Genomic DNA, 23,795 nt, shown 5'->3' with positions numbered 1-23,795 from the left:
TGATCAATGGGCGGACGTGGGGCTGAGGCGGCTGGTACTTTCAGTGGTTCTCCACGTCCCTGGTCCTTTTCGTGTTCGACATGAAGGATGATCCTTGAGCTACTCCGCGGAGATCAGCCGCGTCAACCCCTCTGCCTTCATCTTCCTCATCGACCAGTCGCATTCCATGATCGACTCGATCGGTGGTGAGCAGCGGCGTCCGAAAATGGACGTGGTGGCCGACTCGCTCAACCGGCTGCTGACCGAACTCGTGGTCAAGTGCGCCAAGGAGGAAGGCGTACGCGACTACTTCCATATCGCCGTCCTCGGCTACGGCAACCGCAACGTCGCTTCGGCGCTCCCCGCCGGGCTCGGCGGGTCCGGTCCCGCGCCGGTGAGTGTCATCGCCGACAATCCGCTGCGTGTCGACAAGAAGATGCGCAAGGTCCCCGACGGTGCCGGCGGATTGGTGGAATTGGAGACCGACTTCCCCATTTGGGTCGAGCCCGCCGCGAACGGTTCCACGCCCATGTGCCAGGCGCTGAACCGCGCGACCGAGATCGCGCGCGCCTGGGTCGACGAGCACCGGTACGGGTTCCCGCCGATCGTCTTGAACCTCACCGACGGTGAGGCCAACGACGGCGATCCGGTCGAGTCGGCGGCGCAGCTCACCTCCGTTGCGACGGAGGACGGCGGCGTCCTGCTCTTCAACCTGCACGTCTCCGATTCCAGCCGGACCCCTGTCACGTTCCCCGACGACCCCGCCGGCCTGCCCGATGCCTACGCCCGCACCCTCTTCGCCATGTCGAGCGGCCTGCCGCCGCACATGCGCGCGTACGCGGGGCAGAACGGCTACACCACGTCGGAGTCCACCCGCGGGTTCGTCTACAACGCCGACATGGTCTCCCTCGTCCAGTTCTTGGACATCGGCACCCGAGCCCTCGCGCTTCGATGACCTTGCTCAGTGCGAGCGCCGCCGTCCACCACGCGGCCAAGGACGGCAACTCCGCGGCGGAGTACGAGGACGCCTGGTCGGTCGCGCGCCCGACGCAGCCCGATGAGGAGTTCGACGCGCGGGGCTGGCGGTGCGCTGTGGCCGACGGTGCGTCCGAAAGCCTGCTGGCGGGCAGATGGGCCGGCGAACTCGTCCGTGAATTCGCCGGGTCGGTGGCGGCGGCGGATCCCGCGTCCTTCGCCGCGGCGGTCCGGCGCGCCGCCGACCGGTGGCCGGCCGTCGTCGCGCGCTACACCGAACAGCGAGAGAACGAGGGCAGGCCCGTCAAGTGGTACGAGAGGCCCGGACTGGAGAAGGGGGCTCATGCGACGCTGCTCACCGTCGAGGTCGCACCCGGCGCACACGACGCGGACGGCACGGGCGAAGCGCGCGCCGGGTGGCGGGCGTCGGCCCTGGGCGATACGTGTGTTTTCCAGATCCGCGACGACGATCTGCTGACCGCCTTCCCGATGGCGGACAGCGCGTCGTTCGACACCAGCCCCCCGTTGGTCGGCAGCCGTGACCCCGACACCGCCCTGCTGGCCGAACGCGTCCTCTCCCACACGGGCGACCTGCGGGGAGGCGATGACCTCTACCTGGCGACCGATGCCCTGGCCGCGTGGTTCCTCACCCGGTACGAGCGGGGAGAGCGGCCCTGGCGCGTCCTGTGCGACCTCGGCGTGACGGTCGGCTTCGATGAGTGGCTGGCGCGCGAGCGGTCGGACGGCCGGATGCGCAACGACGATGTCACCCTCGTCCACCTCAACGCCTGGTGAACCGGAGCGCGGAGGGCATGTCGTTTCCCGCTGCCGGCGAGTATCAGACGGCGCTCCAGAACCCCGGCTTCTGCTTCGCCGACGCCGTGCTGAAGACGGCGGAACCCGAGCGCACGAAGCTCGGCCTGCCCCGCCCGGTCTCCGGGAACTTCGCCTCGGTCTTCCCCGTGCGGACCGCCGATGGCCGCCGCCATGCTCTGAAGTGCTTCACCCGGTCCGTCCCCCACCAGTTCACGCGGTATGACGCCATCGCGGCGGAGATCGGCGTCAGCCGGCCCTCATGGGCGGTGGGGACCGACTTCCACCGCCGGGGAATCCTCGTGGGCGGCTCCTGGTACCCCCTGCTGCGCATGGACTGGGTCGAGGCCGATTCGCTCACCCGGTGGGTCACCCGCCATATCCATTCGCGCTCGCGCATCTTCTCACTGGCCGCGCGGTTCACGGCGGTGGTGCAGGACCTCGAAGCCCGAGGGCTGGCACACGGCGACCTCCAGCACGGCAATGTCCTGGTCGACTCCGCGGACGCGGTCAGGCTCGTCGACTACGACGGGATGTACCTGCCGGCCCTTGCGGCCCAACCCCCGGACGAAGTGGGCCATCCCAACTACCAGCACCCCCAACGCAGCGCGGCCGACTACGGCCCGGCCGTGGACCGCTTCTCCGCGTGGCTGATCGCCCTGTCGTTGCGGGCGCTCGCCGCCGACACCCGGCTCTGGAACGAGTGCAACCCGGACCATGAGGAATACCTGCTGCTGAAGAAGGCGGACCTGGCGGACCCCTTCGCGTCACGGCGGGTCGACCTCCTTCGGCGGCACGGCGACGCGCAGGTCCGTGAGCTGGCCGAGTGGCTGTACGGCGCGCATGAAGCCGATGTGCGCAGACTGCCCGCGCTGGACGCCCCGTCGACCTGGCCGCGGCGCGAGACGGCCCCGTCCACCTCGGCGGGGTCCTCCGGATACGGGACCCTGCCGCCGTGGCTGGCAAACCGGATGGCCGCCGAGCCCGCATCCTCCGCCGCGGCCGGGAAGCCGAGCGACCCCGCAGCCGGCGGACGGGAGGGGCGAGCGGAAGAACAGGTGGCCCCTCCGGCCGGCCTCCCCGCGCGCCCGCCGGACTACCCGGTCCACCGAGGCGTGCGGTGGGGCCTGAGGGCGGCGTCCGTGCTGGTGTGCTCCTCGGCCGTGCTCTTCACGGTGCTCCCGGGTATGTGGGCGGCCGTCGGCGCCCTGGTGTGCGTGACCCTGCTGGCGGCGGCCGCGGGCTGGGGCGTGCGGGCCCACCGCGGAACGCGGCTGTGGAGCGTCGGCGCCGAGGTCGCGCGTGAACTCGCGGAGTACACGGAGCTGTTGACGGCCGCACGGAGGTCCCTCAAGGACGTGCGGGCCGACCGCGATCGGGTCGTCGCGGAGATCGACGGCCTGGACACGGGGTACGAGGCGGAGATCCGCAAGCTCGAACACGAACAGGGCAGGCGCAGAACGGAAGCGGCGTCGCGCGCCCAGAAGCTGGCCGAGGCGCGGACGAGACTCCGGGACGAGGAGGAGCGCGAGGCGCGGGCCCTGCTCGACCGGCAGCAGAGGGAGCACATCAACCGGTACCTCTCCCAGGCGCGGATCCGGAGCGGGCAGATCTCCGGCATCGGAACGAAGCTGGTGGCCAACCTCCAGGCCAACGGCATCACCTCCGCGGCCGATTTCCAGGGCTTCCAGCTCTATGCGGGCGGAGGCCCGCACAACTACACCATGGCCCGTATCCGGCTGGCCGGGGGCCGCTTCGTCAACGTTCCGGGTATCGGCCCCGCGAAGGCAGAGGCGCTCGATGCGTGGCGAAAGGCCCATCAGGCGACGGCGCAGCGAGGCAGCCCGTCACGACTGGGCGCGGCGGACCGGCAGGGGATCAGCGACCGTTTCGCCCGGCAGCGGCGGGACGCGGATGAGGGGATCCGCGCCGCAGGTCTGGAGCTGAACCAACTCGACGGCCGTTTCGCCTACGAACGCGACCAGGCATTCGCCGCGTACCGCAAGCACCGGCAGTCGCGCCTCGCGGCACTGACCCCGCAACGCTCCCACCTCGAAGGAAAGATCGCCGAACACCAGCGGGAGGTGGCGCGCCTGGAATCGGGATCCCAGGAGCGCCGAACGTGGCTCACCCTCCAGCCGCGTCCGGGCCTGGGCCGCTACCTGCGAAAGCAGGTGCTCTGGTGAGGATGGCGCGGACGCACAGACAGGGTGTCCTCAGCCGAGTGGTCGGCGCTGCTCAGGGTCGCGCAGCCGGGCGTCCGAGGGCGCTCCTTGGAGGCGCAGGAGGGCCTTGTGGAAGGGAGCGCGGGCCTTCGTGAAACTCAGTACGCTTTTCGTGTGGAGACGATGAACGACGAACAGTGGAACCAGGACAAGCGCCGTGCGCGGGCCGAGACGCTGCTCGGTGAGATGGAGCGCGACGTCGCGCAGTATCCGCAGGCCGCGGCCGAGATCATGCTCGATACCGCGGACCGGTTGAAGGACGATGGGCTGTCCGAAGCGTGCCTGGACCTGTGCGCGCGGATGATCTCCGAGTTCAAGGGCGGTCAAGACGCGGGGTACGCCTACTCCCAGCGCATCGACGTCCTGTTCGGCCTGGGACGCGACGATGAGGCCGGGGCGGAGATGGCCGCACTGTGGGAACTCGACACCGAGGCACGGACGGCCGCCCACCTGATCTCCGAATTGCTCGCGGAGCGGGGGGACGACAGGGCGGCACTGCGGTGGTCCGACCGCGGCCTTGCCGACCGGCTCCGCCCGGGAACCGAGGCCGAATCGACGGACACCCTCGCCGGCGTGATGGAGGCGCAGTGGCGGGCAGGGCTTCGCAAGAAGCTGGGCTTTGCCCCGGATGCGCTCGACCGGTTCACCGAGCGCCACGACCCGTTCCGGGAGCTCCGCTCGGAGCTCGGCATCCACGATCCGGAGGACGAAGGGTTCGCCGCCCTGGGGTTGGCCGAGTCCGTGGCGGCGGTCGGCCCAGCCGACAATGGCTCGGGCATGCCCGTGCTCTCCCATATCGTCCGGGACGACGTGGTGGCGGCTCATACCGAGGGCCTGCTCGTCGGCTTCGGGGATGATGACATCAACGGCGATGACCGTGATGCCGGTTCGGTCACACCCGAGACCTACTTCCGCGAAGTCGAGCTGGATCGCCGGAAGATGCGCAGCGAGACGGAGTTCAGCAAGGGCAGGGACGTCCCGATCTCCTTGGCGGAGATCCGGGCGTTCGCCGCCGAGGAGGGGATCGACGCTCTCACCCCCGATGTCCGGCTCGGCGCGGCCACCGCGAAGTACGACCGGGGCGGGGACTTCCCCGTGTGGCCGCCCGATCGGAACGCGTCGTGCTGGTGCGCCTCAGGCCGCAAGTACAAGAAGTGCTGCGGCCGTCCCTGACCAGGCCGCCGGTCTCGGAGGCGGAGAGGCGAGGAGACCGGCCACCAGGACCGTGTGAGGGCTGGAGGACGGAGCCGCGTACGGTCCGCTCGCGTGGGATCACCTTGCCGACATGATCCAGGTGGCGTTCTGGGCAGGGTCGTTCGGTTTGGGGCGGCGTTCGGTGTGCCAGGCGTGGTCTTGGGGGCCGATGAGGACTTCCAGGGCTCGCACGACGAGTCTGTGCTCGTAGACCCAGCCGTGGGGGTCCGAGGTGAGGGTGACGGGGAGGCGGTTGGCGAGCATGTTCTGGACCTCTCCCCAACGGATGCCGGATTCGGACCTGAGCCTGTCGTAGAAGTCCTCCCGCTGGCGCAGGCCCTCGATGGCGGCTTGGATGTGGGTCTCCACCGCGTCGACCGTCTGGCCCGCTCCCTCGCCGGTCGACAGGACCGCGCCGCCTGCCCGCTCGATGGCGTCGGTGAGTTCCGCCTCCAGGTCGTGGCGGAGGCGTGCGGCGTAGTTGTCCAGCGGCTCCCGGCGGTCGTCGGGGTCGGCGACGTCGTGGGCGGCCTCGAAGGACAGAGCGCGGATGGGGATGGGGTACGGGCGCTCGCCCGCGCTGGACCAGAACACGCCGTGGCCCGGGATGGGCTCGTTGAGCAGGGAGGACAGCAGGTCCTCGGAGAAGTGGGAGTTGGCCTGGCGCAGTGCGCGCAGGTCCTTCTCCGCCAGCAGGTGGAACACGAACCAGTTGTCGCCCTGCGACAGGATGTCGCCCGAGATCGACCCGGGCTGCTGGGTGATGAGCATCGCCCCCAGGTCGTATTTGCGGCCCTCCTTGACCCAGGACACGAACGGCCCCTCCGCCTGGGCGGACGCGGATCCCAGGATGGACTGGGCCTCCTCGATCACCGCGATGGTGGGGATCGTCCGGGAGTCGCGGCGGGTGAACTGCTCCTGGTTGTGCTCGAAGATCTCCTCCAGCAGCACGCCCGCCAGGGCCAGCCCCTGCGGTCCGCGGAGCCGGGAGATGTCCACGATGCACAGCCTGCCGTCGCCCAGCGCGCGCTTCAGCGCTTGGAGCAGCCGGCTCGACGGGTCGTGCAGGGTGCTCACGATGCGGGTCATGTTCGACCGGGCCGCGATGGCCTCGTACTCCTGTCCCGCCTCCAGCCGCAGGACGTCGTTGAAGACCGCGAGGTCGGTGCCGTTGCCGCCCCGGTGCACGGCGTCGACCAGGCGGCGCCAATTGTCGTCGCGCTTGAGCTGGCGCAGCTTGACCACGTTCTGCTGGTCCTGGCGCTCGGGCGGGATCACCATGGACACGACGCGGCCCGGCGGAAGTTCGCGGATGTCGAGCTTGACCGTGTTGACGGCGGTGAAGGAGGCGTAGAAGTCGCTGGGCGCCTCCTTGTCGGTGAAGACCACCACGCGGTCCGCGAGCTCGGGGACGTCGCACAGCCCCGGGCGGCCCTTGTCGTCGGGCCAGAAGTACTCGCCGTCGGGGTCGAAGACGACGGTGCCTACAGGTACCCGCCGCCCGCCGCGCTTCTCGACCGTGGGGCCCTTGCCGCGTCCGTAGAGGTTGGCGAACAACAGCTTCACCAGGTTGGACTTGCCGAATCCGGCGCGCGCGAAGACGAGGGAGCGCCGGCTCACCAGCTGCCGGATGTCGAAGCGGGGGACGACGGCGGGCTTGCGGATCTCCAGGCGCGGGTCCCCGTTGGCGCGGGGGTCGCCGGCCCCGTAGACGAATTCGCCCAGGGCCAGGAACCCGAGCTCGGCGGTGGACCCGGGGTCGGCCGTGGCGCCGGCGACGTGGCGCAGCATCGTGTCGGACAGGAACGCGACCTTCGATCCCACGTGCGGGAGGCGGCGGTGGGAGGGGACGAAGACCGGCGGTTCGCCGGGGTCCTTCTCCCGCAGGACACCGAGGATCCGGACGTCCACGCGGTACTTGAGGTACTGGTCGCGCAGGTTCTCCGGGATCGGCCGGTCCTCGCGCTGCTGCCGGATCGCGTAGTCCTCGCCGGTAGGCGACACCAGCCGCCCGTGCGCGGACAGCGCCGTCACACGCCCGAGCACGGCTTCGCCGTCGTGCTCCAGCCCCACGAGCACGAACTGGCCGTGCATGGGGGAGGACTGGAATTCGCCGCGGTAGGGGAGGACGAGGTCGGCGTGAAACTCCATGCCGCCTTCGGAGAAGCCCAGGAAGGTGCCGACGACGGTGGCGTTGTGGAACAGGCTCACCGGTACCTCCGGGCGGCGACGTCGGACACGTACAGCTTGTTGAAGGCGTCGAACAGGTGGCGCCGGTCGGGCGGGACCTGTTCGCGCACCGCCTCCACCAGGGAGTCCTGGAGGATCTCGAGGTCGAAATCGGCCACGTGCGCGTGCTGGTCGGCCTCTTGCAGGCACAGCGGGTAGTAGGGCACGGGGAACCCCGACTGGGCGTCGTAGAGCAGGGTGCCGAAGACCTCTTGGGCGCGGTCGCGCTGGTCGTGGAGGAGGTCGACCGTCCACACGGGGTCGCCGGACTCGCTCCCGAACCGGACGAGGTGCATCGCCCCCATGTTGTACGTGGGGGCGTGGGCGGACCGAGCGACGGCGGGCGGGCGCTCGCCGCCGGCCACCCCGTCGGCGGTGCGGTCGCCGGGGCGCTCGGCGCCGTCGGCCGTCCCGTCGGTGCGCGCTTGGGGGTCGCCGAGGCGTGCGCGGTCGGCGGGGCCGTCGAGATGGGCGCGGTCGTCGTGGGCGTCCGGGTCGGTGGGCGGGCGGATGTAGTCGGCGCGCTGGTAGACGCGGCGCTGGAGGTCGTAGGGGATGGCCGCGAAGTAGGGGTGGCCGGTGGGGAAGAGGTTCGCCAGGGACATCGCCATGCGGTAGCGCTCCACGACCTCGGAGCGCTTGGCGATGCCGACGACGAAGACGTCGCGCTTCCACTTCCGCCGGGTGCGGGCGATCGCCTCCCGCATCCGCGTGTACATGGTGTGGAAGAGGTCGCCGGAGAAGATCCGTGACCGCAGCAGGCCGTCGCGGACGATGAGGGTCGTGCTCCCCCAGTTGCTGTAACAGACCAGCCAGTACAGGACCGCCCATTCACACAGGTCGCGGAAGACCATGGGCCACCCGGCGAAGCGCGGCTCGGGCGGGATCATCGGGCTCAGCTCCGCCAGCGACGACACCCCGAGATCGCGCATGAGGACCCCGAGGACGCTGTCGGGGTCGGCGAGGTGGCGTTCGCCCAGTTCGACGGTGTCGGTCGTCGGCGAGACGACGTCCAGGAACAGTTCCACCCCGTGGCTGTCCACTACCCGGATCACCTGCATGGTGAAGGGGTTGAAGCGCAATTGGTTGTTGCCGCCGTCGGAGGCGACCAGCGACACCGCGCTGCTCTGCCGTGGCTGGATGACGCGCACCTCGGGCCCGATGGCCGCGACGTCCCGTAGTACCCCGTCGAGCAGCCGGGAATCACTGGACGTGGCCTGCCGGATGAGCCGCTGGACATCGGGGATGCTGTCCGGGTCGAACACTCGCGCTCCAGCGTCGGGGGGATATCGGGGGAGTGGTGGTGGCGAAACGTGGCGGCACGTTGACGTTCCGATCACTTTACTGATCGTCTGCGACACAGGTGACGCGAGGGACCGGAATGGCCGGTTCCGGTAAATGCAAATCGATTCATATAGGTGCTCGGGCGGATATCCCCGCGGAACGGGTTTCGGTCCGACGTGAACAATGGTGCTGTCTCGAACGCACGTTCGTTCCTGAAGTGCATGCCCGGCGGTGCCCCGAAGGCGGATGGTGCTTCGGTCGCACATCCGTGGCGTAATGCGAGTGGAGGGGCTGCCCGGCAGAGTTTCCCGTTGGCCGATAAGGAGGGTTCGGGAAACCTCTGCACGGGTGTCCCGATTCTGGGAGCGTGGGACTCGATGGTATGAATCCGAACCTTCGGTCGAGGAATCGCTTCTGTCGGTCGAATGTCGTGTTCGGTGATTTCCGCGCTCAGAGGCCCGCTATGTCGGCGTGAGACCGGATGCCGAGTACCGGACCGATCGGATTCGGTGGTCCCCGTCCCGAGGACGGCGGGGCGGGGTCCACACCTGTGACCGGCCTGCTCGCAGGCGTTTCGCGACCGTGAAGACGAGGAGGGACCGCTGTGTCCCGAGTGTTCATCAACTACCGCACCGGGGATGAGGAGGCCAGCGCCACTTTGATCGACCGGGAGCTCTCGCACCGCTTCGGCTCGGAGGAGGTCTTCCGGGCGAGCAAGTCGATCCGGCCCGGCGACGATTTCGAGCAGGAACTGCTGCGCGCGGTCCGCCGCAGCGACCTGCTCCTCGCCGTCATCGGCCCCGGCTGGTCCGACGCCACCGGCCGGCGCGGCGGGCGCGCACTGGACGACCCGGACGACTGGACCCGGCGCGAGATCGCCGAGGCGTTCGCCTACGGGGTGCGGGTGATCCCGGTGCTCGTCAACAACCGGCAGCGCCTGCCGAAGGGAGATCTCCCCGACGACGTGGCGCGGTTGGAGAACTGCCAGTACCTGCGGCTCAGCCACCGCAACGCGGACGCCGACATCGAGCGTCTGGTGCAGAAGGTGGCCGAGGCGGTGCCGCGCCTGGCCGACCGCGGGACGGAGGCCGTATCCGGCCGCCCGGCGTCGGCTGCGGGCGGCACCACCCGCAACTCCGTGCGCGACCTTCACGGCAGCTCCAGGCAGGGAGGCGACATCATCGACCACCGCTCGGGCGGTACCGGTGACGTCGGCAACAACTACGGCACCGTCATCGGTACCGCCGGCGGCCCCCTGCACACGGGGAGTGGAACCCAGGTCAATGGGCCGCAGTTCAACGGCAGCGGCGGTCAGTATGTGGCCGGTGACAACCACGGCGACGTCCACCAGGGCGCGCCGCAGCGCACCGAGCGGCGCGCTCCGCGACGGCGCGGGGAGGGTGGGACGTGACCGTGCCCCTGACTGGAGACCAGGAGGAGCAGGCACCTCCCCCGGTCGCCGCCGAGGCGGCGGCCGGGCGGCCCGCAACGGGGAGCACCGCCACGTCGGTCGGGGCGGTCGACGGGCCGGCCCACACGGGGAGCGGCGACCAGTACAACATGTTCCGGCTGTTCGGCGCCGCCGGCGCGTACGAGGAGGTCGGCGAGGGCAGGTTGCGCAAGCGTGCGGCCCGCGTGGTGACCGAAGAGCAGCGGAACCGCACCGGCGCCTTCTTCGTCCCGCCGCCCGGTTTCGAAGAGGCGCGTTCCATGCTGGCGGGAAAGGGCCGCACCGTCATCGTCTCCGGATCGCCCGGCAGCGGACGCCGTACCGCCGCTGTCACCTTGCTGGACGTGGCCGGGGAATCCGGCACCCGGTTCCACGAACTCCCCGACATCGCGATCGCCCCCGGTGCCTCGGCGGAGACCATCCTCGACCCGGAGACCGTGCATCGGGGCGACCGCGTGCTGCTGGACCTTTCAGCCGACCCGGGGCTGCTGTCCCGGATCCAGCCTGCCCTGGAGACCTACCGCGACGCGGTGCAGGCCGAGGACGCCTACCTCGCCGTGGTGATCTCCCAGGGTCAGGCGGATGAGCTCCGAGACGAGTTCCACGACCTCATCGTGAAGCTCGGCCGACCCGACGGTGTCCACGCACTGGAGAAGCATCTGCGCGTCCAGGGCACACGTCTCGGCGGCTACCCGCTTCGGACGCACCGCGCCGCCGCTTGGGCCGCCGACGCCCGCCTTGGTGAGATCGCGCATTTCGCGCGTCTCGTGCGCGACGCCCGCCTGGACGGCCCGAATGCGGGGGTCGGGGCCTGGCTCACCGAGGCGCTGAGCGCCCTGGCCGAGCGCGGCACGGAGGTCGCCAAGAAGGTCGACGGCCTGTCCGACAGCTGGGAGCGCGCGGTCCTCCTCTCCGCGGCGCTTCTCGACGGGTGCGGCGTCGACGCGGTCTTCACCGCGGCTCAACAGCTCATGGGGATCCTCCAGATTCCCGAGCCGGAGATCCCGCTGCTGGAACGTGCCGTGTTCCGCAGCCAGCTCGACCACCTCGGCGTGGCCATCCGTCCCGACCGGACCGTGGGGTTCGCCGGTCTGGGATACGCCGCCGCCCTTCGCGACTGCTTCTGGGACGGCCATCCCGACCTCGCCCCGAAGTTCCTGCAATGGGCGGACCGGTGCATGCGCGACCGGCGGATGAGCGCGGCCGACCGGGACGCGATCGCCGAACGGCTGGCCGAACAGTACCTGCGGCTGCGGTCGTACGAACTCCTCTTCCGGCAGGTGCGCAGGTGGGCGACCGACAACCGCCAAGGGGCCTCACTCGCGCCCCAGGCGGCCTACGCGCTGGGCGAGGCGCTGCTGGGCCCTCGGGAAGCGGGTCGCGCCGCACGCCGGCAGGTGTATTGGTGGGCGCGGGAGAATGCGCTCCCGGAGGAGCTGGCCCAGGTCCTCATCGCGGTGTGCGCCGGCGTCATGGTCGAGACGCAGCCGGACGAGGCGCTGGTACGCCTGCACCACATAGCCCGCCGCGGCAGGTCCGGCGTCCGCAGGGCGGCGATGGACGCGCTACTCGAACTGGCCGAGAAGCCGCCCCGGTTCCGGCAACTGCTGGCGCGGCTGGCCGAGGCGTCCGAGAACCGGCAGGGGTCGTCGCGCTCCAGCGGGCAGGGCTGGGAGGCCGATCACGAACTGCTGTGGCGCCTGACCGAGCCGGGCCGGCTATTGGCGGTGGTCGGTGCCGGCCCGCTCACCGCAGGGGGATGGGTGCGCTCCCGGCTGGTCACGGCGCTGGCCGACGCGCTGACCGATGACGATCAGCTCAGACGGCACACCGAGCGCCTGTTGCAGGGCCTTGCGCTGGGCACGGCCCCCATCGGCCTGCTGGACCTCCTGGTGGAGGCCGGTTCCGTGGCGGGGCGCCTGGCCCACCTCTATACCGTCGCGCGCCGCTGGGCGCTGGGCCCGGCAGACCCGGCGGAGAGGGCCGAAAGCGCGCGTGCGGCGACGGCGCTGCTCGAGCGCGTGAACCGGGCACAGGGGCTTGAGCCCATCGCTACGGGTGGCGCTCACGACGACGATCCGGATGACACGAAGGTGGGACGATGAACGAGAAGAACAGAACCTGGATCGCCGTGCCGACGCTGTGCGCCGCGGTCGTCGTGGCGGTGATGCCGTTCTTCTACGGATGGTGGACCCTCCTGTGGGCGCCGCTGGTGCTGGTGGTGCTCGGCCTCTCGCTCGTGGCCTCCGGCGCGTTCCGCAGGCCCGAGCCGGTCCGCCCGGACGTCCCGGTGTTCGAGGAAGCGCTCGTGCCGATGGCCGTTCCCGACCCGGTCCACCGGCATCGGACGGGCGACGTGCTCCTGCGGAGCGCCTGGCCCGATTACACGTTCGTGTTCTCGGCGATCATCTGCCGGCTGGAGCGCGCGGAACCTGTGCCGGGCGTCCACCGCAATCCGGACGCGCTCGCCCACGACCTGGTCCTCCAACGCGCCGCGGCCATCGCCGAAAGTCTCACCCCGGATCTGCAATGGCTGGCAGGGAGCCGTCTCGCGGCCGAACTCGGCGAGCCCGTCGTCGGCGGGCACGGGTCGATCGAAGTATGGGCCGAGGGCGTGTCACTGACGGTGCCCGAGGAGGACGCTCGCCGGCTGCGCTCGCTCGCCGACATGCGCAAGGAGAAGGCCGTATGGGAGCACCAGCGCGCGCGGGAGCGCGACAGGAGCGCGTACTACGCGGAAGAGGTCCTGGCGTCGCAGGGCAGCGCCATCGCGTGGTGCCTCCAGTTCGATCCGGCGAAGGTGCGTGAGACGCTCGACCTGGCCGACACGTTGGGCGAGTTGTCGGCTCTGGTCAACGGTCCCGAGGCGCTGTCGGAGTTCAGCAGGGAGGCCCGCGCGGGCACGGCACAGGCGCCTGGGATGCCGCCGTGGCCCGCAGAGGGCGTGGATGTCGCCGGGACGGACGGCGCGGTCGGCGGGGACGCCGTCCGGCACGCCAGCGCACTCATCGATGAAAGCGTGCGCCGCGGAGGGCCCGAAGACCGGGATCCGATGACCGAGCGGCTCGCCGATGTGCTCCGCGCCCACCACCAGGCGGATACGGCCCAGTGGATCCGCGAGAAGTACGAGGTGTTCGAGCTGCCCGGCCGCGCCGCTGTGGACAGGGCCGCTGACATCCCCGGCGAGGGGCGTACGGACGACGGCGATGGCTCCGGGGACCCCGCCTTCGAAGCCGGATCCGCGGAGCCGCCGTTCTGAGGCCGGCTGGGGGCGGGGCGCGCCCCGCCCCCAACCCGCCGTGTCACAGCGGCGTACGGTTCAAGGCTCTCGCCAGACGGGGGGTGAGGGTGCGGACGGACGGGGCGGTGTGCCAGCGGGCCAGGGTGCGGGAGAGTTGGCGGACGTCGTGGGCGACGGTGGCGGAGTCGATCGCCTCGGCGCCGTCGAGGAGTTCGTGGGTCAGGTCGCAGGCGCGGTCGATGTTGTTGCTCCCGGCGTGGGCCAAGGCCAGGCGCATCCCGAACCGTGTCCGGGCGCGGACCGCCGTGGCGGGGATCTTCTTGACGGCCGGTGCGAGGACGGCGGCGGCCTCGGCCGGGCGGCCCACGTCGTAGAGGCACCAGCCGGTGACCACGGAGTGCCGGTCGAGCACCGTCGACGATCCGAGGGGCGGGGCGTCGTCGGTGCCGCCGGCGCCGGCCTCGGAATCGCCGGGGTCGGCCTCGGCCAGGGCGGCCGCCCTGGCCAGCGTGCGGCGGCAGGTGTCGTAGTCACCGACCAGGGCGTGCCCTTGGGCCTCGCGTTCGGCGGCCATCGCGCGGACTCGGGGGGAGGCGGTCGCGGCCGCCTGGGCCCGTTGTGCCAGTTCGATCGTCTGGAGCCCGTCGTGGGCGTACATGGCGATGCATGCCCGCCGGACCAGTGCGTGGGCGTGAAGCTGCCCGTCGCCGGCCGCCGTGGCCAGCTCCAGCGCCCGGTCGGTCCACCAAAGGGCGGTGCGTTCCTCGCCCGCCTCCTGCGCCATCCAGCCGCCGAATTCGGCGTACCGGGAGGCGAGCATCAGGGCGGGCGGGACGAGCTTCGGCCCCGCTCCCTTCGCGAGCTGTTGCAGGGCCTGGGTCTGGGCCATGACGGTCGGCAGGACGATCGCGGGACTGGACTGCTGGCCGAGGACGCGCAGCTGGTCGAAGAGGATGCGGAACGATGTGAGGACGTGCTCGGACACCAGGGCGGGTTCGCGCTCCCGGCCGCTCGCACTGCGCCCGAGCAGGGCGTCGGATCCGATGCTGAACGCGCCGAGCCCCGCCCCCACCGGCAGTCCCCGCGATTCGGCGGGGCGGGGGATCGCCTCCGGGGCGAAGGCGCGGGCGGAGGCGGCGGCGCCGCGTCGCCCGCCGGGTGCTTCGACGAGGCCGGAGAGCCGGCCGCCGGCCCCCAGGGCGGCGTCGCAGGCCCGGGCGAGGTCGATGGAGGGCGCCTTGCGTCCGTTCTCCACCTTGCTGAGGTGGCTCTTGCTGAAGAACGTGGCTTCGGCCAGCCGCTGGAGGGACATGTCGGCTGCGCCGCGCAACCGGCGCAGTTCCGCGCCGAACGCTCCGGCGTCGTTACCCGCGTCTCTTTTCTCTTGCTTCACTATCGCACCTCTCGTTCGGCGACGGCCGCCGCGCGAATTCCCGCGCATCAGGATTTCACGTTGATTCGGGCGTGCCCGTCCGTGGTTTACGGGGCCGCCGGGGGCCACTGCGCCGGCGGGATGGAATAGGCGGCGACGGCCGCGCCCCCCGAGGCGGTGCTCGCGGCCTCGGCGAGCGCGGGGACGGCCATGTGCCGCCCCCCAGTACCTCCACGAGGTACTGTTCCCCGTTTTCTTCGCCATGGCGGAGATCCTCTACCGGGAATTGGGTCTCCGTCAGGGGTTTCCTGTTTCCTCCTATTTCCCCTTTCGGGGGTCAGAGGGGGAGGAACGGGCTCGGGGTGCCGTGCCAGGAGATGTAGAGGTGTTCTCGGGCGCGGGTGCAGGCGACGTAGAGGAGGGAGCGTTGGGCGTCGAGGTCGGCCTGGTGCTGGTGTTCGTCCAGGTCGGCGCTTGTGACGTGGTCCATTTGGGGTAGGGCCGTCGCGGTGGCGCCGGTCACGGCGACGGCGCGGAACTCCAGGCCCTTGACGCCGTGCATGGTGGTGACCCGGACGGTGCCGGCGGCGTCGGTCACCGCGTGCTTGCCGGGGTTGAACATCGAGGCAGGGAGCGACCGTGCGCGCAGGTGGGCGGTCACGGAGTCGCGCAGCCGGTTGGTGCGGGCGGTGACGCAGATGTCGCCCGGCGCGATCCCGTCGGCCAGCCAGCGCCGGACCCGTTCGGCGAGCGCGTCGAGCTCGGCGGGCTCGTCGGCGGCGCCGTGCAGCTCGGGCGGCGGCCCGCTGAGCACGCAGCTCGTGGAGCCGGCGGGTTCCGGGGCGGACTCGCCGAGCTCGGTCACGGGGCGGCCGCGCATGATGCCGTCGGCCCAGGTGAGGATCTCCTCGGTGGTGCGGTAGTTCACGCGCAGGGGGTAGGAGCGCCCGACCACGGCGATGCCCAGCCGGCGGAACGAGACGGTGTTGTCGTAGATCCGCTGCCGGTTGTCGCCGGCGATGAACATGTCGTTGTGGCCGCGGGTGACGGCCGCCCGCAGCGTGCGCCACTGGGCCGGGTGGAGGTCTTGGGCCTCGTCGACGACGAGGTTGGTGTAGGGCTTCCCCGGCCGGGAGTCGAGGATGCGCGCGGCTTCGGCGTGCAGGTCCTCGGCCGGCAGCCGGCGGCTGTTGCGCATCATGGCGCGGGCCTCGCTGACCGACTGCCAGACCTGGCGGCGCTGCGGGACGCTGAGCGGCAGGGTGCGCCCGCGGCGGGCGTCGGGGTCGAGGTAGCCGTCGAGGGTCGTGATGCCCTGGGCCATGATCACGTGCCGGTATTCGGAGAACAGGAAGTCCACGGGGAACGGCAGCCGGTGCTGCCGGGTGATGTTGGCGAAGACCCCGCGGGTGTCGGTGCGCAGCCGGACATCGGGGTACTCCTCCTTGACGACGTCGAGCGCGAGCTTGTCGGTGGTGACGACGTCGACGTCGGCGACGAGCTCGGCGGGGAGCAGCAGAGCGAGGTTGCGCTTGAGGGATTCCACCAGCGCGTTGGTGAAGCTGGTGAGCAGCACCCGGCCGTCGAGCGGGAGGTGTTCCGCGAGGTACTTCACGCGGTGCAGCGCCACGACGGTCTTGCCGGTGCCCGGCCCGCCCGACACCTTCGCCGGACCGTTGAACCGGGCGCGATAGGCGAGGTCGCGCTGCTTGGGGTGCAGGTAGATGCGCCAGGCGTTGAACTCTCCGGCGAGGATGTCCTCGATCTCCTGGTCGTCGCCGATGACGATGACGCGCTCGCGGGTGTGCCGGATCGCGGTGTCGTAGTCGTCGGTGGCGACCGCCCCGATGACGGGCCGGCGCGGCGCCACGACCTCGTCGAGGACGCGCGCCACCGGGTGGCCCTCGGCGAGTGCGCTGATGACCTCGTACTGGTCCTGGGGCAGGGCGGGCCGCCAGTCGCGGAGTTCCTTGATGCCGCTCAGCGAACGGCAGAAGTCGCGGATCTCGGGGTCGACGCCGAGCCGCGCGAGGTCGCGGTCGCTGACGTGGGAGAGCAGGCCGGCGGTCGGTTCCGCTCCGGTCGCATCGTTTCCCCCGGTTTCCCCGTTCTGATCGTCCGGACCGTCCGTCCGGGTCGGCCCGTTCGGCCGGTCGGGAGCGCTGGGCCCGTTCGGCCGGTCCGGACCGCTCGGCCCGTTCGGCGTGGCCGACCCGACCGCGGCGCCCGGGGCCGGAGAGAGGTGGGTGGCGGGAGAGGACATAGGGGTGGACGGGGCACGGGCATCGGGCGCGGCGGGACCGTCGTCCGTGCCGATTGCGCCGCGCGTCCGGCTGGTGTCGCCTGTCCTGCCTACGAGATCTGCGCCGCTCTGTCCATCGGCGCCGCGTGCCCGGCCGGTGCCCTCTGCCCACCCCGGGCCGCCTGTCCCGCCGGTGTCGCGCGCTTCCGTGCTGTTCGCCCGGCCGGCGTCGCTCCCGCCGCCCGCACCCGCTGTTGAGGGCCGGGGCGGCGGGGGCGGGGCGGTGTCGGGCGCCGCCCGGTGGCGGGATGAGCTCGCCCGCTCCAAAGCCGTGGCGTCGCGCCGCTCCAGCGTCCCCATGACGGAGTTGACGTCGTGCCGCTGGTCGCCGGCCCACTCCTCGGCGGAATCGCGCGGCAGGAGGTGCACGAGCAGGAAGGTCTCGCCCGACTCCGGCGCGAGCATCACGCCGGTCCAGTTGTCGCTGATGCGGAACGTGCGGATCCGCGGGTCCTGGCCCGCGGTGAGCGGACGGATGCGCAGGTCGGGGTGGGACATCAGGGCGTGCAGTGGCAGCTCGCGGAACTTGCGGGTGACGGCGATCAGCCGTTCGCGGGTCGGCCGGTCCAGCTTGTCGTACTGGGGCAGACACGTCGCGTCGATGGCCAGGTGGGGCATGGGCCTCCTCGTCTCAGCCGCGCGTCCGCGTGGTCACAGCCCGCATGATCTCTGCCATTCCCCCCTTGTTGTAGCCGATGGTGCCGACACAACGGCCGGATGCGGCCAATTTCCGCCGACTCCCTTCCCAGCCGCTCGCATGCCCCTGGAGCCGCTTGTGCGTTCCCGCGGCCGGCGGCGGCAGCCGGCCCCGATCGCGGGTGAACGAGGTCATAGGCCGAGTCCACGTGGGACGGAATGGGCGGAGGGTAGTGCGGGGAAGAGGGTGACCGCCTCCGGTGTTGGCGCCGGTTGGGGTGAACCCCGACCTGGCGGCGTCCATGCGGCGGCCGGCCGGACCCGTCCGATGAGGAGAAGGTGAGCGGCAGTGAAGGCGATCGTGTACCGGAGCTATGGCGGACCCGAGGTACTGGAGGTCGCCGAGGTCCCCGACCCCAAGGTGGGCCCCGACTCGGTGCTGGTGTCCGTCAAGGCGGCGGCCGTCAACCCCGTGGACTGGAAGCTGCGCGAGGGCTATCTCGACGGGATCATGGACGTCTTCTTCCCCGTGGTCCCCGGGTGGGACGTCGCGGGGCAGGTGGTGGCGGTCGGGACCTCGGTGCCCGAGTTCGCGGTCGGCGACGAGGTGATCGGCTACGTCCGCCAGGACGTCGTGCACCACGGCACCTTCGCGGAGAAGGTGGCAGCGCCCGTGCGCACGCTCGCCCGCAAGCCGCGCAACGCGAGCTGGGCCCAGGCCGCCGGCCTGCCGCTGGCCGGGCTCACGGCCTACCAGGCGCTCGTGCACGGCCTGAAGGTCGGTGACGGCGACACCGTTCTCATCCACGCGGCGGCGGGCGGCGTCGGCTCGCTCGCGGTGCAGATCGCCCGCGCTCAGGGGGCGCGCGTCATCGGCACCGCCTCCGAGCGCAACCACGACTACCTGCGCTCGCTCGGCGCCGAGCCGGTGGCCTACGGCGAGGGCCTGGCCGACCGGGTGCGCGCGATCGGCACAGTGACCGCCGCCCTCGACCTGGTCGGGGGCGACGCCCTGGCGGCGACGGCGGAGCTGGGGGTGGACCCGCGGCGCATCTCCTCGATCATCGACCACTCGGTGGCCGACAACGGCGGCGTCTACGTCTTCGTCCGGCCCGATGCCGCCGACCTGTCCGCCCTGGTCGACCTCGTGGAGGCCGGCAAGGTCACCGTCGACGTCGCCGAGGTGTTCCCGCTGGAGCGCGCCGCCGACGCGCACCGGCTGAACGCGGAGGGCCACACCCGCGGCAAGATCGCGGTCGAGGTGGGCTGAGTCCGCCCCGGTGACGCCGGGAGGCGAGGGGGATGGAGCGGTCCGCCACCTGCGCGGTGGGGGACCGCTCCGCACCCCGGCGCGTCGGGCTGATCCATGTTCGCGCCGCGCTGTGCCGTGTGTGCTGCTTCGTGCGCGTGCGCGGGGCGGCGTCGCGTCGTGTGCGGCAGTGCGGCGCGGTGTCGTGCCGTGGCGTCCCGCCACGGCACGTGCCGCACCCGGTTCGGTTCCGTCCCCGCCCCGTCGGGCGGCGCCGCCTCCGCGCTGCTCCGGCCGGCCGCTCCGGCTGACACCGGGCCCGCAGCCCCGTAGGACCACGAGGAGGACGATGGCTCGGCGTAGCGGCCGACGCGTCCCCGCCCTGGTCGGCATATTCGCCGAGGGCGTGCAGGTCTTCCGCTTTTACGCGGACGGTACGGTCCTGGACGTCCTCGTCGAGCCCGCCCCCGGGCCCCGCTCCGGCGCGGTCATCGCCCGCTGGCTGCGCAGGGAAGCACCGGGGCCGGGTGTCCACTCCGCGCGCTACGAACAGCGGGGCCGGGACATCGCGTTCACCACGCGGGGGCACGTGGGGCGCGGGGACATCGCGGTCCGCGGCACATGGGTCGACGGCCGCCTGACGCTGAGCCGGGCCGGCGAGGGCTGGGCGGTGGGGCCGCGGCTCTACACGCGGCTCGACGGTGCCTCCGGAGCGACGCGTCCCGGCCGAGGTCAGGGCCGCCCGCGTCGGTGATCCGCCCCATTCGCGCGGGCTCGTGAACCACGCCACCGCCCGCGGCATCCAACCCCCGTAAGAGCCCGCATCGCCTGTCGGTACGGCTTCCGGCTGGACACGGGCCGTCCGTTTCCGAAATATGGGGGCGCAACGGATCAAAGTGCGACAACGACGACGAACGCGTCCCCGTGCTCGGCCGGACCGCGTTCGCGACACAGTGGGAGTGGGCGACCGGATGGTGCGGCAGACCTCTGAACGGCGCGTCGACGCGGCCCGCGGGCGCCCCTTACCCTGCGGGAACGCGCCCTCCGCCGCCCGGGAGCCCGTGTGCGCGCCCGCCCGCCCCCGAACGGGCGGGGGCGCGCGGTGACCGACCGGGGAACGTGGGCGACCGGCGGCGACGGGAGCCCGCCGCGGCGGGCGCGCTGGGTGAGGTCGGCGCTGGGGTTCGGAGCAGTGGTATTCCTCGCGGCCGGCATCTGGCTCGAGAACACCCCCGACATGTTCGAGGACCTGCCCCGCTGGGTGGTGTGGGTGTGCAGCCTGGCGGGCGCCCTGGGCCAGGCATTCGCCGCCCTTTACCTCGGACCCGACTCGCCCCTGGGCCACCGCTCGGCCGACGCGGCCCGCCCGGTGTGGCGCGCGGGGCTCGGCAACAACCTGCTCCAGCCCGTCGCGCACTTCGTCGGGTACGTGTCCGAGCAGGAGCGCATGCACGCGCTGTTCCACCGCTTCCCGAAGGAGGGCTGGCGCGGCGTGCTGACGCCGCCGTTCGCGCGCCGCCACCCCGGCGAGCACGCCCCGCCGCTGGTGATCGTCGTGACGGGCCTGCCCGCCACCGGCAAGAGCCAGCTCGCCAACCGGGTCGCCCGCCACGTAGCCGACCGGTTCCCCGACGGCGTCCGGTGGATGGACCTGAGCCGCACGCTCGGCGGCGATGAGGGCGGCGACGCCCCGGCGGCCGGCGGGGCGGACCGGCCCGAGGAGGGCCGGCGGCGCTGGTTGACGCTGGGGGGACGGCGCCGCCCGGCCGCTGATGAGCCGTCCGGGGACGACGGGCCGCGGCTCGGCCCGGTCGTCCCGCGGTCGCCGACCAACCTGCTGGAAGAGGCCCTGGACGCGGTGGGCGACACCCCGCGCGGCCCGCGCCGCCAGCTCCAGGACGCCTGGCGGACGCTGACCGCGGGCAAGCGCATCCTGCTGGTGCTGGAGAACGCGGAGGACCCCCGGCAGGTCGAGGCGCTGTGCCCCAACAGCGCGATGAGCGCGGTCCTGGTCACCAGCCGCCGCGCGTTCCAGGACGCGTCGTTCGAGTTCGTCTCCATCACGATCGACGGACTGACCGGCGACGAGGGCATCGAGCTGCTGGAACACCTGGCCCCCGTCGGCCCCGCCGCGGCCGGCCCCGGGCAGGAGCTCGCCCTGCGCCGCGAGATCGTGGAGCACTGCCACGGGCTCCCGCTGGCGGTCGCGATGTGCGGCAAGCGCCTCGCCTCCCCGTCCAGCCCCGACTCCGGGGGGCTGCTGGAGAAGCTGCGGCACGAGCACGAGACCCCGCTGCTCGGGCCGCGCGGGTTCCCCGCGTCGTTCACCGTCGTCTTCCAGATGAGCGGCCCCACCGCCCGGCTGCTGCTGCGGCGCATGGCGGCGACCGGAATGGGCGAGATCGCCGACTACGCCGCGGCCGCGCTCCTCGGCGTCGACCGGGCCGCCGCTCGCAGGGTCATCGACGAGCTCCAGTCGCTGTTCCTCATCGAGCCCGTGGGCCGGGCCGACGACGGCGTCCACCGCTTCCGCCTGCACGAACTCGTCGGGGACACGCTGCGCGTGCTGCGGCCCGCCGACTTCGCCATCCCCGAGGAGGAGGGCCGGGCATGGGGCGACGAGGCCACCCAGGCGGCCCGCCGGCGCCTGGTGGACACCTACACCTGGATGGTGGAGCGGGTGGCCGAGGACATCCACCCCGCCGACGACGGGTTCCCCCAGCCCGCTCTCGCCGGCGCCCCCCGCGGGCCGGGCGTCGACGCGCTCCTCGGGCTGGAGGCCCCCGAACACCCGCAGGAGTGGCTGGACCGTGAGAGCGAGGTGGTGCTCGGCTGCATCTGGATGGCCGCCGCCGACGGCCACGCCGGGGTGGCCTGGCGGCTGTCCCGCGCGGTCGCGGCGATCTGCCTCGTCGTGCGCACGCACTGGGACGAGTGGGACCAGGCCGTCGACGCGCAGCTCGCGATCGCGCTGGGGCAGAAGGACCTGCTCGCCCTGGGCATGGCGCTGCTCGACGCCGCCGAGCTGTGCGCGTGCCGCGGCGGCTACCTCCCCGGCGACACCTACGCGCAGCGCGCCGCCTACGTCTTCGAGGAGCTCGGCACCGACGCCCGGTGGACCGCGCGCGCCCGCAGGGCACGCGCGGTCAGCCGCCAGCGCTGGGGCGACCTCGACGGTGCGCTGGCGGAGCTGCGCCGGGCGGAGAGCGCCTTCGCCGAGCACGGCGAGCACTGGTGGCACGCCCGCACCCTCTACAACCTGGCCGAGCTCCACTTCGACCTCGGCCGCCGCGATGTCGCCCGCGAGCTGCTGGAACGGGCCGCGGCGGCGTTCGCCGCCGCGGGGGACTCCACGCAGCGGGACCTGTCGCGGATCCTGCTCGCCGAGGTCCTGGCCGCCAGCGGCCGTGAACTGCGCGCCTGGTACATGCTGCGGGAGATGCGGGACCGCTTCGCCGAGGAGGGCCGGCACTGGTACGTCGCCCAGTGCCTGCGGGTCATGGGCGAACTCGACGGCGACGCCCTCGAACGCCACTACCAGGCATGCGACCTCGTCTTCAACGGCCGGCGCCAGGCCGAACTGCGCGAGCGGGTGGAGCGCGAGTACGCGCACGACCTGCGCGAGCGCGAGCGCGCCGGGACACCGCCCGGCGGCCTCAGCGAGCACATGGCGCTGCGCCGGAGCCACCACGAGCGCCTGGAGCGGTCCGCGGCGGACCGCCTCGGCGAGTACGCCGTGAACGCGCACGAGGAGTTCACCCGGCCGGCCCGGGGCGCGCGTCGGCGCGCCCAGGCGCGCCGACGCGCGTGGTCGATGAAGGGGCGCACCGCCCTGCTGCGCGAGGCGATCGGGCTCATGGGGCGCATGGGCGACGAGTGGGGGATGCGCCGCGCCCAGCTCACCCTGGGCCGGACCCTGGTCCGGGCGCGCGACCTCAACGGGGGGCGCGACCAGCTGCGCCGGGCCGCGGAGGGGTTCGCCCGGCTGCACGCCGCCGGCGGGCGGCCCGACGAAGCGGGGGACAAGCGGTGGGCGGCCCGGGCCCACCACATCGCGGCCGAGGAGCTGTTCACCGCCGTGATTCCGGGCGAGCCCGGGGACGGCGGGGATGGCGCCGAGCAGCGCCCGCACCCGCCCGGGCCGCGGTCGGCCTCGACCGCGTGGGCGCGCACGCAGATGGAGGCCGCCCGTGAGCACGCGGAACGGGCGCACGCCGCCTACGGGGAGCGGGAGAACCACTCCGGGCGCATCGGCACCCGGATCCTGCTCGCCCGCATCCTGTGGGCCGTGGGTGCCGAGAACGAGGCGGTGTTCGCGCACTTGGAGTCGGCGGTGTCCGATGCGCGGGAGCATGCCCGGCCCGAGCTGGCGGCTGAGGCGGCCCGGTGGCGGGCGACGTTCGCCAATGAGCACTCGCGGGTCGCTCGCGGGTGGGTGATCTATTGACGGGGCCGGTCGTGGGTGTGCGGGGGGTCGTGGTTCGCGGGGGCTCCCGGTCTGGATCGTGGGGGTGGTGGGTGGTGGGTGGTGTGAAGGGGGTGGTGTTCGTGCACGTGGGGTCGGCGGTGTCTGATGCGTGGGAGCTTGCCCGGCCCCGGGTCGGCGGGGAGGCGGCCCGGCAGTGGGCGGCCTCGGCTGTCGGCCAGGGCCGCCCGGGTCGTCGGGCGGGTGCGTCCCGCGCCCCTCCCGCTCTGCGGGCGGCGCCGGGTCGCGGGAGCGCTAGTATCCTGCGTCTGAAATCTTCGACATATATTGCTATGCTTTCCGTGTGGCGGATCAAGAAGGCCGTGCCCCCGAGTTCGTGTTGACCGATGATGAGCGGGACCGGCTTGTCCAGTGGTCTCA

Annotated in this window: 14 protein-coding genes; 10 read left to right on the top strand and 4 right to left on the bottom strand. The window is 72.2% G+C overall.

The genetic code is table 11. From position 1 onward, the window contains the following. Positions 1–94 precede the first annotated feature (94 nt). The 4 genes from ACFO4E_RS13255 to ACFO4E_RS13240 all read left to right on the top strand — a co-directional run bounded on the left by ACFO4E_RS13255 (position 95) and on the right by ACFO4E_RS13240 (position 5,165). Positions 95–934 carry a hypothetical protein gene (locus ACFO4E_RS13255; protein WP_378574356.1) on the top strand — a complete coding sequence of 280 codons (840 nt, stop codon included), beginning with the start codon at positions 95–97 and terminating at the stop codon, positions 932–934. Next, positions 931–1,749 carry a hypothetical protein gene (locus tag ACFO4E_RS13250; RefSeq protein ID WP_378574354.1) on the top strand — a complete coding sequence of 273 codons (819 nt, stop codon included), beginning with the start codon at positions 931–933 and terminating at the stop codon, positions 1,747–1,749. Before ACFO4E_RS13255 ends, ACFO4E_RS13250 begins: the two co-directional genes overlap by 4 nt. Positions 1,750–1,766: 17 nt before the next feature. Next, positions 1,767–3,953, top strand: coding sequence for a hypothetical protein (locus ACFO4E_RS13245; RefSeq protein ID WP_378574352.1), 2,187 nt, complete (start codon positions 1,767–1,769; stop codon positions 3,951–3,953). Positions 3,954–4,115: 162 nt separating this feature from the next. Then, a complete protein-coding gene (locus ACFO4E_RS13240; RefSeq protein ID WP_378574350.1) occupies positions 4,116–5,165 on the top strand; it encodes an SEC-C domain-containing protein in 1,050 nt (349 codons plus the stop codon). 99 nt (positions 5,166–5,264) lie between these two features. Here the strand turns inward: ACFO4E_RS13240 and ACFO4E_RS13235 are convergent, their stop codons facing one another. Together ACFO4E_RS13235 and ACFO4E_RS13230 are read right to left on the bottom strand one after the other, a co-directional pair. Continuing rightward, positions 5,265–7,397, bottom strand: coding sequence for an ATP-binding protein (locus ACFO4E_RS13235; protein ID WP_378574348.1), 2,133 nt, complete (start codon positions 7,395–7,397; stop codon positions 5,265–5,267). Continuing rightward, on the bottom strand, positions 7,394–8,680 hold the full coding sequence (locus ACFO4E_RS13230; protein ID WP_378574346.1) for a hypothetical protein: 1,287 nt from the start codon (positions 8,678–8,680) through the stop codon (positions 7,394–7,396). Before ACFO4E_RS13230 ends, ACFO4E_RS13235 begins: the two co-directional genes overlap by 4 nt. Before the next feature lie 623 nt (positions 8,681–9,303). Between ACFO4E_RS13230 and ACFO4E_RS13225 the strand changes: the two genes are divergently transcribed. The 3 genes from ACFO4E_RS13225 to ACFO4E_RS13215 are packed head-to-tail and all read left to right on the top strand — an operon-like array spanning position 9,304 to position 13,408. Then, positions 9,304–10,110, top strand: a complete 807-nt coding sequence (locus ACFO4E_RS13225) for a TIR domain-containing protein (protein WP_378574345.1) — start codon at positions 9,304–9,306, stop codon at positions 10,108–10,110. After that, on the top strand, positions 10,107–12,254 hold the full coding sequence (locus ACFO4E_RS13220) for a hypothetical protein (protein ID WP_378574343.1): 2,148 nt from the start codon (positions 10,107–10,109) through the stop codon (positions 12,252–12,254). The genes ACFO4E_RS13225 and ACFO4E_RS13220 overlap by 4 nt, the downstream gene beginning before the upstream one ends. Continuing rightward, positions 12,251–13,408, top strand: a complete 1,158-nt coding sequence (locus tag ACFO4E_RS13215; protein WP_378574341.1) for a hypothetical protein — start codon at positions 12,251–12,253, stop codon at positions 13,406–13,408. Before ACFO4E_RS13220 ends, ACFO4E_RS13215 begins: the two co-directional genes overlap by 4 nt. 43 nt (positions 13,409–13,451) lie before the next feature. Here ACFO4E_RS13215 and ACFO4E_RS13210 read toward each other — a convergent pair whose 3' ends face one another. Both ACFO4E_RS13210 and ACFO4E_RS13205 read right to left on the bottom strand, forming a co-directional pair. Continuing rightward, positions 13,452–14,783 (bottom strand): helix-turn-helix domain-containing protein, encoded by a 1,332-nt coding sequence (locus ACFO4E_RS13210; RefSeq protein WP_378574339.1) that lies wholly within the window; start codon positions 14,781–14,783, stop codon positions 13,452–13,454. Positions 14,784–15,099: 316 nt separating this feature from the next. Then, positions 15,100–17,682, bottom strand: a complete 2,583-nt coding sequence (locus ACFO4E_RS13205) for a UvrD-helicase domain-containing protein (RefSeq protein ID WP_378574337.1) — start codon at positions 17,680–17,682, stop codon at positions 15,100–15,102. Positions 17,683–18,049: 367 nt separating this feature from the next. Here ACFO4E_RS13205 and ACFO4E_RS13200 point away from each other — a divergent pair, with 367 nt between their 5' ends. From ACFO4E_RS13200 to ACFO4E_RS13190, 3 genes are all read left to right on the top strand, one after another. Beyond that, positions 18,050–18,970, top strand: a complete 921-nt coding sequence (locus ACFO4E_RS13200; protein ID WP_378574336.1) for an NADP-dependent oxidoreductase — start codon at positions 18,050–18,052, stop codon at positions 18,968–18,970. A 328-nt stretch (positions 18,971–19,298) separates the two neighbouring features. Continuing rightward, a complete protein-coding gene (locus tag ACFO4E_RS13195) occupies positions 19,299–19,703 on the top strand; it encodes a hypothetical protein (RefSeq protein WP_378574334.1) in 405 nt (134 codons plus the stop codon). Between the two features lie 438 nt (positions 19,704–20,141). After that, positions 20,142–23,396: an NB-ARC domain-containing protein gene (locus ACFO4E_RS13190; protein ID WP_378574332.1), complete on the top strand. Its 3,255-nt coding sequence runs from the start codon at positions 20,142–20,144 to the stop codon at positions 23,394–23,396. Positions 23,397–23,795 lie beyond the last annotated feature (399 nt).

It is taken from the genome of Nocardiopsis mangrovi (genome assembly GCF_042653925.1).
GTDB lineage: Bacteria > Actinomycetota > Actinomycetes > Streptosporangiales > Streptosporangiaceae > Nocardiopsis_B > Nocardiopsis_B mangrovi.
The sequence above is the reverse complement of the archived record's forward strand: the minus strand, read 5'-3'. Positions and strand labels throughout refer to the sequence as shown.